11 protein-coding genes are annotated in these 9,464 nt (G+C 67.3%); 4 read left to right on the top strand and 7 right to left on the bottom strand.

Going from position 1 to position 9,464, the window contains the following annotated elements; all coding sequences use genetic code 11:
• Nucleotides 1-179 precede the first annotated feature (179 nt).
• Together FZ029_RS22010 and FZ029_RS22015 are read left to right on the top strand one after the other, a co-directional pair.
• The gene (locus FZ029_RS22010; RefSeq protein ID WP_149271924.1) at nucleotides 180-1,586 is read left to right on the top strand and encodes a PLP-dependent aminotransferase family protein; all 1,407 of its coding nucleotides are present in this window, start codon (nucleotides 180-182) and stop codon (nucleotides 1,584-1,586) included.
• Nucleotides 1,587-1,776: 190 nt separating this feature from the next.
• Entirely contained in the window at nucleotides 1,777-2,496 is a 720-nt protein-coding gene (locus tag FZ029_RS22015) for a hypothetical protein (RefSeq protein ID WP_149271925.1), read from the top strand.
• A 6-nt stretch (nucleotides 2,497-2,502) separates the two neighbouring features.
• Here the strand turns inward: FZ029_RS22015 and FZ029_RS22020 are convergent, their stop codons facing one another.
• Nucleotides 2,503-3,171, bottom strand: coding sequence for a response regulator transcription factor (locus FZ029_RS22020; protein WP_149271926.1), 669 nt, complete (start codon nucleotides 3,169-3,171; stop codon nucleotides 2,503-2,505).
• Between the two features lie 156 nt (nucleotides 3,172-3,327).
• On the bottom strand, nucleotides 3,328-4,371 hold the full coding sequence (locus FZ029_RS22025; protein ID WP_149271927.1) for an OmpA family protein: 1,044 nt from the start codon (nucleotides 4,369-4,371) through the stop codon (nucleotides 3,328-3,330).
• 213 nt (nucleotides 4,372-4,584) lie between these two features.
• On the opposite strand from FZ029_RS22025, the gene FZ029_RS22030 reads away from it, so the two are divergent.
• The gene (locus tag FZ029_RS22030; RefSeq protein ID WP_149271928.1) at nucleotides 4,585-5,667 is read left to right on the top strand and encodes an MBL fold metallo-hydrolase; all 1,083 of its coding nucleotides are present in this window, start codon (nucleotides 4,585-4,587) and stop codon (nucleotides 5,665-5,667) included.
• Nucleotides 5,668-5,689: 22 nt separating this feature from the next.
• Here the strand turns inward: FZ029_RS22030 and FZ029_RS22035 are convergent, their stop codons facing one another.
• Nucleotides 5,690-5,896, bottom strand: coding sequence for a hypothetical protein (locus tag FZ029_RS22035; RefSeq protein WP_042696427.1), 207 nt, complete (start codon nucleotides 5,894-5,896; stop codon nucleotides 5,690-5,692).
• 228 nt (nucleotides 5,897-6,124) lie between these two features.
• Here FZ029_RS22035 and FZ029_RS22040 point away from each other — a divergent pair, with 228 nt between their 5' ends.
• Nucleotides 6,125-6,406 (top strand): hypothetical protein, encoded by a 282-nt coding sequence (locus tag FZ029_RS22040; RefSeq protein ID WP_149271929.1) that lies wholly within the window; start codon nucleotides 6,125-6,127, stop codon nucleotides 6,404-6,406.
• 132 nt (nucleotides 6,407-6,538) lie between these two features.
• Here FZ029_RS22040 and FZ029_RS22045 read toward each other — a convergent pair whose 3' ends face one another.
• The 4 genes from FZ029_RS22045 to FZ029_RS22060 all read right to left on the bottom strand — a co-directional run.
• Complete coding sequence (locus FZ029_RS22045) at nucleotides 6,539-7,639, bottom strand: branched-chain amino acid ABC transporter substrate-binding protein (RefSeq protein ID WP_149271930.1); 1,101 nt, start codon at nucleotides 7,637-7,639, stop codon at nucleotides 6,539-6,541.
• Between the two features lie 173 nt (nucleotides 7,640-7,812).
• Nucleotides 7,813-8,172: a DUF6867 family protein gene (locus tag FZ029_RS22050; protein ID WP_149271931.1), complete on the bottom strand. Its 360-nt coding sequence runs from the start codon at nucleotides 8,170-8,172 to the stop codon at nucleotides 7,813-7,815.
• Between the two features lies 1 nt (nucleotide 8,173).
• Entirely contained in the window at nucleotides 8,174-8,884 is a 711-nt protein-coding gene (locus tag FZ029_RS22055; protein WP_012978041.1) for an ABC transporter ATP-binding protein, read from the bottom strand.
• 3 nt (nucleotides 8,885-8,887) lie between these two features.
• A partial coding sequence (locus FZ029_RS22060; RefSeq protein WP_149271932.1) for an ATP-binding cassette domain-containing protein occupies nucleotides 8,888-9,464 on the bottom strand: 577 nt, incomplete at its 5' end.

Consider the following 9,464-nt stretch of genomic DNA (forward strand, 5'->3'; position numbering starts at 1 on the left):
GTGGCGGATTGTCTGCCACGCCCCATACCGAAGCTATCGGTTCCTCAAACGTGATACAAGATGGAGCGTAACGGACTTGCGCAAGGCGTTTCCGGATTGTTCGGTTGCTTCCTGCCTTGCCGACGGGGACAATCGCGCGGACCTTGCCAGCGGGTCGGGACAATGCCACATTTGTCCTCATGACAAATTGGACCCCTAACCTGGAGGGCCGTCCCGGCCCGCTCTATCGTGTCATCGCCGATGCGCTGGCCGACGACATCTCCGACGGCGTGCTGCCGGTCGGCTCCAGGCTGCCGACCCACCGCGACCTCGCCTTCCGCCTGGGCGTGACGGTCGGCACGGTGACGCGCGCCTATACCGAGGCGGAAAAGCGCGGACTGATCGGCGGCGAGGTCGGGCGCGGCACCTTCGTCCAGGGCCAGCGGGCGCCCGCCACCCCCCTGCCGCTCGGCTGGCCGCCCGCCGGCGAGACCTCCGCCGGCCCGGCCATCGTCAACATGACGACGGTCCATCCCGAACATGCGGTCGCCGTGCAGACATTCGGTCAGACGCTGACGGCTATCGCCGCCTCCGGTCATGCCGCGGCGCTGATCGGCTACGGTCCCCATGCCGGCCTGCCCGACCACCGCGCCGCCGCCGCGTCCTGGCTGGAACGCCAGCACCGCGTGAAGGCGACCGCCGACTCGGTGCTGCTGACCACCGGCGCGCAGAACGCGCTGGCCGTGGCGCTGGCCGCCGTCGCCCGCCCCGGCGACGTCATCCTGGCTGAACGGCTGACCAATATCGGCACCAAGGCGTTGGCCGCCACCCAGGGCTATCACCTGGAAGGTGTGGCCATCGACGAACACGGGCTGGTGCCCGACGCCTTCGACAGCGCCTGCCGCCGGCTGGGGCCGAAGGCGGTCTATCTGGTGCCGACCCTGCAGAATCCGACGGCGGTCGTCATGCCCGCCGCCCGCCGCCGCGAGATCGTGGAGATCGCCCGCCGCTATGGCGTGATCGTGATCGAGGACGACGTGTTCGGCTTCATGGTGCCGGATGCCGTGCCGATGCAGACCATGGCGCCGGACATCACCCTCTATGTGTCCAGCGTGTCGAAAAGCCTCGCCGCCGGGCTGCGGCTGGGCTTCGTCGTCGCGCCGCCGGAACTGCGCTCCCGCGTCGAGACCGCCATCCGCGCCCTGCAATATTCCGCCCCCGCCCTGCCGGCGGAGGTCGCGACGCGCTGGATCCAGGACGGCACCGCCGACCGCATCGTCGCGACCCAGCGGGAGGAGGACCTGGCCCGCCAGCGGCTCGCCCGCTCCATCCTGCCGGCCGAAACGGTCTATGGCCATCCGGCGGCCCAGCACCTGTGGCTGGTCCTGCCCGAACCCTGGCGGCGCGAGGACTTCATCGGCGAGGCCCGCCGCCGCGGGGTGATCGTCACCGGCGCCGATGCCTTCGCCGTCGGCCGCGCCAGTGCCCCCCATGCGGCGCGCGTCGGCCTGTGCATGCCGCGCAGCCGCGACGAGGCCGCCCGCGGCCTGCGCGCGCTGGCCGATGCGATCGACGCGCCGGCAGCGGCGATGCTGTCCATCGTGTAGAGGGGAGCCGGGGCGGCCGACCCTGCCGCCCCGATGGGAAAATCCTGCCGCCCCACGGGACCGGAATTGCCGCCCGTCATGGCGGCCGCAGCCTAACTTCATTCTTTATCAAGCACTTGGCTCTGGCCCGCATCCTGCAACCCCTTCGTCCATCATTCCTTTCCGGGAATGCGGGAAGAGGGAGCGCACCATGGTCAGCCTGTCCAGTTACGCCGATATCGGCGGCATGGCCCAGAGCCTGCAGCAGTCGATCGACGCCGCGGTCAAGCGCGTGCAGCAGCAGGCGGCGGGCAATGGCGGCGCGACCGGCAAGGTCCAGGAATACGAGCAGACCGTCAACAAGTCGGCGATGAACGCCGCTCCCTTCGCGACGAACATCGGAACGCTGGTCAAGGACAGCAGCCGCCTGAACGTCTTCAGCTCGCTGACCTCAAATGATCCCGCCGATTTCTACAAGTTCAACGTCACCACCTCCGGCGCCGCGACGCTCGGCACGGTGGGCGATGCCGGGGTCCGGCTGCAGCTGATGGACCGCGGCGGCAAGATCATCGCCGACAGCAACAAGGATTCCGGTGCCGGCTATGACGCTTTCCAGAAGCTGAAATCGGGACAGCTCACCCTCGACAAGGGCGACTACACACTGCGCATCGCCCGCGACAAGGACGTGCCGGTCAAGGACGCCAAGAGCTATGGCGTCCAGCTGCGCATGGGCAATTACAGCAAGGATTACGACACCATCGCCAAGCAGCCGGCCAAGGGCGACAACCCCTTCGGCGGCAACACCAAGCTGCAGGGTCTGGCCTCGATCCTCGGCGCCGGCAGCGCCTCGCCCAACCCCGCTTCGATGCTGCTCGGCGGCTCCGGCTCCAGCTATGGCGGCCGCGGATCGCTGCTGAACGCCATCCTGTAGCGCGGGTCAGACCAGCCGGTCGCGCCCCGATTCCTTGACCAGCAGCACCGCCTGGGTGCGGCTGCCGACGCCCAGCGCCTTCAGGACGCCGGTGACGTGGGTCTTCACGGTGGACAGGTTCAGCCCCAGCCGTTCGCCGATCTCCTGGTTTGACAGTCCCTGGGCCAGCAGGTCCAGCACCTCCAACTGCCGGCGGGTCAGCCCGTCGAAGATGCTGGGTGCCGCGCCGCGCGCGGTCGCCGCGGCAGCCGGAACCTGCGCCCCCGGCATGCCCAGCACCGGCGGCACATAGGATCCGCCGGCCATCACCAGCCGCAGGATGTTCACCACCAACACGTCGTCGGTCGATTTCGGAATGAAGGCACGGACGCCGCGCGACAGCACGGCGCGCATCTCGTCCGGCGACTCGATCATCGAGAAGATGGCGACCGGCACCGGTGCCACCCGTTTGACCAGCGCCTCGACATCGTCGAGCCCGCCCAAGCCCGGCATGCGCAAATCCATGACGATCAGGTCGAACGCGCTCCCCCCGTCCTGCATCGACGTGTCGAGGATGGCGTTCAACTGGCTGAAGCTGGTGGCGGCCACCACGGTGGCCTGCTCGTCCAGTTCACCCACCAAATGGGTCAAGCCGCTGCGGACGATGGAATGATCGTCGGCGATCAGAACCTGCATGTAACGTCTCGGACCGAAGATGCCTGGAGTACCGCACCGTCATACGCTGACGCAACGGTCCGCGCTACCTCCTTCGCACGTCCGGCGGCAGCAATCCCGCAAGGATCACGGCCGCTCGCCGGGGGAGAGGCGCCGGCCCCTCCCCCAGTCCACCGGTCAGGAGATCTTGATCATGATCTGGGCCCGGCGGTTCGACGGCTCGCGCACGTTCGGACCGGTGGGGACCATCAGCTGGTTTTCGCCGACACCTTCGATCGTGATGATGTTGGCCGGCGTGCCGTGCCTGATCAGCGACTGACGCACCGCCTCGGCCCGGCGCATCGAGAGCTTCTGATTGTAGGACGGCGAACCCGAGGTGTCGGTGTGGCCGATCACCTGGATGCGGACGGCGCGGGCACGGCTGGCGCCCTCTGCCGCATCGGCGATGATCTTGTCGGAATTCGGCGTGATCGCCGACTTGTCCCAATCGAAGAACACCTGATACTCGCTCTGCGGCTGGGCCGCCATCGGCGGCGCGGCCGGGGCCGGGGCGGCGACCGGCGTCGCCCGCGATGGACCGCCGAAGGTGTAACGCAGGCCGGCCAGGATGGTGTGGTTGCGGTACTCGCCCTTGGAGGTCACCGGACCCAGCTCGAACTCCGGATCGACGGTGGCGAAGTAACGGTAGTCCAGCGTCAGCGCCACATTGTCGTTGATCGCATAGGACGCGCCGACGATGCCCTGATAGGCGAAGACCCAATCGCGGTCGCTGGCGCCGTTCAGCGACTGCTTCACGCCGGCGATACCGGCACCTGCACCGATATAGGGGGTGATCGGCAGACCGATGTCGATGTCGTACAGAAGGTTGCCCATGAAGGCGACCGAACTCATCCTGCCGCCCAGACCGTTCAGGCCGGGGGTGGCGCTGCTGGTGCTGTCGATGCTGTTGCGCCACCGCCAGGCGGCCTCCAGCTCGGCGCGCAGGCCCATCGCGGTGGCGTAGCCGACCGACAGGTCGCCGATGCCGCCGATCTTGAATTCCTCCTTCAGGCCCAGGCCCGGAGCCGGATAGCTCCCAAGGTCGGCATCCTCGGTCCAGTTCACGCCGGCCCCCGCGCCGACATAAAAGCCTTCCGTACCGGCAAAGGCGGCGGTCGGGACGGCCAGTGAAGGAATGGCGGCGGCCAGTGCCGTGCCCAGCAAAATCCCACGCATCGTCATGTTCTTGTTCCCATCGTTGACGGCGTTGGCGGATCGGGACGTCCCGGCCTGCGGCGAAGTGCGTGACAGAACGGGCTCCGGCTCCGACAATGGAATCGTCCGGCCCGCCTTCCAATCCCGGCCCAGCAAGCCCATCTTTGCTGTTGCAGATTTGCCTCAGCGGAAATAGGGGCATTTTCTCTTTTGATAACAACGGTTTGGACAGACAGCGCAATGACTTCTACCCCGGACGGATCAGTCGATTACCCCCTCTGCGCCACCCCAGATCCCGGCGGATGGCAGGAGGTGGTGCCGGGCGTGCTGTGGATCCGGCTGTCCCTGCCCTTCCAGCTCGACCACATCAATGTCTGGGCGCTGGACGGCGGGGCGGCCGGCTGGACGCTGGTCGACTGCGGTCTGGGCGATCCGCGCAGCCGCGCGGTGTGGGAGGGTCTGCTGCGCGATGCGCTGGGCGGGCGTCCGGTGGAGCGGGTGGTGGCGACGCATTTCCATCCCGACCACATCGGCGCCGCCGCCTGGCTGGTGGAGCGGACCGGCGCCGGCTTCGCCACCTCGTTGACCGAGTGGCTGTTCGCCCGCACCCTGTCGGCAGGCAACGATGCCGCCGCCGACGCGGTGGTCGAGCGTTTCTACCGCCGCTGCGGGCTTGATGAGGAGGTGATGGCATCCCTGCTCGCCCGCAAGGGGGCCTACAGCCGCGGGGTGCCGGCGGTGCCGGCGACGCTGACCCGCCTGCGGGCCGGCGACCGGCTGCGGGTGGGCGACCGCGATTGGACGGTGATCGGCGGCAGCGGCCACACGGCGGAGCCGGTCAGCCTGCACCGCCCGGCCGATGCGGCCGGTCCGGACCTGTTGATTTCCGGCGACCAGATCCTGCCGCGGATCAGTCCGAACATCAGCGTCTGGCCGTCGGAGCCGGACGCCGATCCGCTCGCCGATTATCTCGCCAGCCTGGAAGGGTGGAGCGCCCTGCCGGCGGACACGCTGGTCCTGCCCTCGCATGGGCGCCCATTCCACGGCCTGCACCGGCGCGCCGGGGATCTGGCCCGGCACCATGCGGAGCGTCTGGCCGAGATCGAAACGCTGTGTGCGGAACCGCAGACCGCGGCCGCGGTGACGCGGGCGCTGTTCCCGCGTCCGCTCGACCCGCAGCAGATGCTCTTCGCCGTGGGCGAGGCGGTGGGGCACCTCAACCACCTGATCGGCCAGGGGCGGCTGGAGCGGGTGGCCGGACGGCATGTCGGAATGCCGGCCGCCGACCTTTACCGCCGGCCGGATGTCACGGGTCCGGCCTGACGGCGATCACTTGGTACGGCGATCACTCGGTTACGATCTCGAACTCGTGGGGATCGAGCAGGGTCGCCACCGACAGGGTCTTCAGCGTCTTCGGGTCGTCGGTGCGTTTCATCTGGGCATGCTGGGTGCCCATGCCGTCCTTGCGGATGGCGATCACTTCCCAATAGCCGCCGCTGGGGGACAGCTTGCGATAAATCTGTCCCTCAACCACCTCGCGCTTCCTGCGCATCTTCGTTCTCCAAAACCCGTCCCATACCGGCGGCCGTCACGGTCGCCGCGAAGGGCGCCATTGAAGCACAAAACCCCCCTGTCGTGGCGAGTGTCCGTTCGGTGACCCTTTGCCGATGCTGCATATGCGCTGTCGCAGTGCCGCACGACGGTGGCACCCCCGATGACCCTTTGCCGCAGTGCGGTTTCAAGGTGGAACAAAATCTGCGGCTGTGGGTTCATATGCGTCATGAACACCGATCTCGACGTGCTTGTCTTCGCGACCCGCCTGGTTGATGAACTGGGCGAGACCGCGATTCGAATGAGCCGCGTTCGTCTTGTCGAACTCACGGCCGCCAATCACACCCGCGCCGCCGCCTTTTGGCGGGAGGTGATGCGCACCTCCGAGCGGCTGCTCAGCGAGCAGACGGGCGGGCGTGTGGCGACCGGGCTCTCCTCCCCGGCCATCGCCGCGGCGCAACCGGCCGTGGCCCAGCACCACGTCGCGCATGTTCCCCGACCTATTCCCTGACCCGTATCCAGGCAAGGCCGCGGTGCCGCCGCGGCATTGTCGGTCGGACAGCAAAACCTCCCATCGATTTCCAAAGAAAAAGGGCCGGCACGAAGTGCCGACCCCTTTCCACGGAACGCTGATGCGTTTCGCTTACTTCACTTCGGCGTACTGGCCGTTGTGCCACTTGTACCAGACATAGGCCGGGCTGGTGACGTCGCCCTTGGCATCGAAGCCGATCTTGCCGATGACGGTGTCGTAGTTGCCCTTGCGCATGACTTCGGCAACCTTGGCCGCATCGGTCGACTTCGCCTGCTTCACCGCGTCCGCCCAGATCTGGAGAGCGGCATAGGTGTACAGGGTGTAGCCTTCCGGCTCGTAACCGGCCTTGCGGAACGTCTCCACGACGGCCTTGGCGGTCGGCTTCTCGCGCGGATCCGGACCGAAGGTCATCATGGTGTCCTCGCCGGCGTCGCCGGTGATGGCCCAGTACTCGTTGGTCACCAGCGCGTCACCCGACACGATGGTGGCCTTCAGGCCCTGGTCCTTCATCTGGCGGGCGATCAGACCGGCCTCGGTGTGATAGCCACCGATGTAGACGGCGTCGACGTTCGCCTGCTTCAGCTTCGACACCAGAGCGGAATAGTCCTTCTCACCGGCCGTATAGGCTTCGTAGATGGCTTCCTTCTGGCCGCCGGCGTTCAGCGCCTTCTGCGTCTCGTCGGCCAGACCCTTACCGTAGGCCGACTTGTCGTGCAGGATGGCGACGTTCTTGCCCTTGAACTTCTCCAGCAGATACTTGCCGGCGATCAGGCCCTGCTGGTCGTCACGGCCGCAGACGCGGAAGACGTTCTTCAGGCCCTGCTCGGTCAGCTTCGGGTTCGTCGAAGCCGGGGAGATCTGCAGCATCCCTTCTTCGGCGTACACCTGGCTGGCCGGGATCGACGAGCCCGAGCAGAAGTGGCCGGCCACGAACTTCACACCGGCCTTGGCCAGCTGGTTGGCGACGGCGACGGCCTGCTTCGGATCGCAGGCGTCGTCACCGACTTCCAGCTTCAGCTTCTGGCCCAGGACACCGCCGGCGGCATTGATGTCCGCGACGGCCTGCTCCATGCCCTTCTTCATCTGCTCGCCGAAGGTGGCGTACTGGCCGGTGATCGGGCCGGCGGTGGCCACCGCGATGTCGGCCTTGGCGGCCGTGGCGGAGAGCGCGGTCGCCGCGATCGCGGCGAGAAGGGACAGCTTGAATTTCATGGGTGTGCTTGCTCCCTGTTCTATGAAGTGGTCCCTGTTGCAACATACCCCCGGCCCTTTCGGGCCTTGCCGCCGGGTCCCCTCCGGCGGGTCTCAGAATACCATACCCCAAGTGGCGCACGGTGCGACAGTTTCGCGGGCACCAATCAGCCGTACGGTCTATTTCTGTTGTCTTATTCTCCGGCACCGATGCCAGTCCGGTCGCGCCAGCCGAAGGGTCCGGCGCGCTCATAGAGCCACGGATACTGGTTGACCATGCGCCTTGCGATGGCGATGCGATGCGCCGTCAGCGTGATGATGCCGAGCACGACCGTGTGGACGATGAAGCCCCACGGCGACAGCAACTGCTCGCCGAACAGGCCCCAGGCCAGGAAGCGGTCGCCCACCCCCAGCAGCAGCGAGTAGGCCAGGACGTTCGACACCGGCTTCCAGCCCTCCGCCAGCGTCTGCCCGGTCAGCACGCCGCAGCCGCCGAACACCAGAAGCGTCAGGAACACGAAGACCGGAACCGACGAACCCAGGATCGTCTCCATCTCAGTGACCCCCTTCCAGATAGGCCGACCGCACCTCCGGGTCGGCCAGAAGCTGCGCCCCCGTCCCCGTCATCGTGATCTTCCCCGTTACCATCACATAGGCCCGGTGCGCCAGCTTCAGCGCGTGGAAGGCGTTCTGTTCCACCATGAACACCGTCATCTTCTGTTCCCGGTTGATCTCCTGGATCACCTGGAAGATCTGCTTCACGATCAGCGGCGCCAGACCAAGGCTCGGCTCGTCCAGCAGCAGCAGGCGCGGCTGGCTCATCAGCGCCCGCCCGATCGCCAGCATCTGCTGCTCGCCGCCCGACATCGTGCCGGCGCGCTGGTTGATGCGCTCCTTCAGCCGCGGGAACAGCGTCAGCACCCGCTCCAGCTCGCGCTCGAAGCTGCCGGGCTGGGCGACGATCGAGCCCATCTGCAGGTTCTCAAGCACCGTCATCCGCGGGAAGATGCGACGGCCTTCCGGGCTTTGCGCGATGCCGCGCCGCACGATCTCGTGGGTGGGGAGGTCGGTGATGTCCTCGCCCTCGAAGAACACCCGGCCCTGGCGCGCCCGCGGGCTGCCGCAGATCGTCATCAGCAGCGTCGACTTGCCCGCCCCGTTCGCGCCGATCAGCGAGACGATCTCGCCGGCGCCGATCTCGATGTCGATGCCCTTCAGCGCCTCGATGGCGCCGTAAAACGTATGGACGCCCGATACCTTCAACATGGCTCAGGCCCCCTTCTGTGCGAGGTTCAGGTCGGCCGCGATCTCCGGCGGCAGGGCTTCGTCCTCGTCCTCGCCCAGATAGGCGCGGATCACCGCCGGGTCGTTCTTCACATGCTCCGGATCGCCGTCGGAAATCTTCCGGCCATAGTCCAACACCACAACATGGTCGGAAATGCGCATCACCACGCTCATGTCATGCTCGATCAGCAGAACGCCGGTCTGGTGCCCCTGCGGCGTCCGGACGTCGCGGATGAAGGTCAGGATCTCGGCCAGCTCGCCCGACTCGCGCGGGTTCAGGCCGGCCGCCGGCTCGTCCAGGCAGAGCAGGACCGGCTCCGTGCACATCGCCCGCGCGATCTCCAGCCGGCGCTGGGCGCCATAGGGCAGGTTGCCGGCCTCCCAGTCGGCGAACTCGGTCAGGCGCACCCGGTCCAGCCAGTATTTCGCCAGCTCCACCGCCTCATGCTCGGCCTTGCGGAAGCCCGGCAGGCCCAACAGGCCGGCGATGGCGAAGCCCGACGCCCGCATCAGCTTGTTGTGCTGGGCGACGATCAGGTTCTCCAGAACGCTCATGCCGCTG

The sequence above is a fragment of the Azospirillum sp. Sh1 genome (assembly GCF_008365135.1).
GTDB classification, from domain to species: domain Bacteria; phylum Pseudomonadota; class Alphaproteobacteria; order Azospirillales; family Azospirillaceae; genus Azospirillum; species Azospirillum oryzae.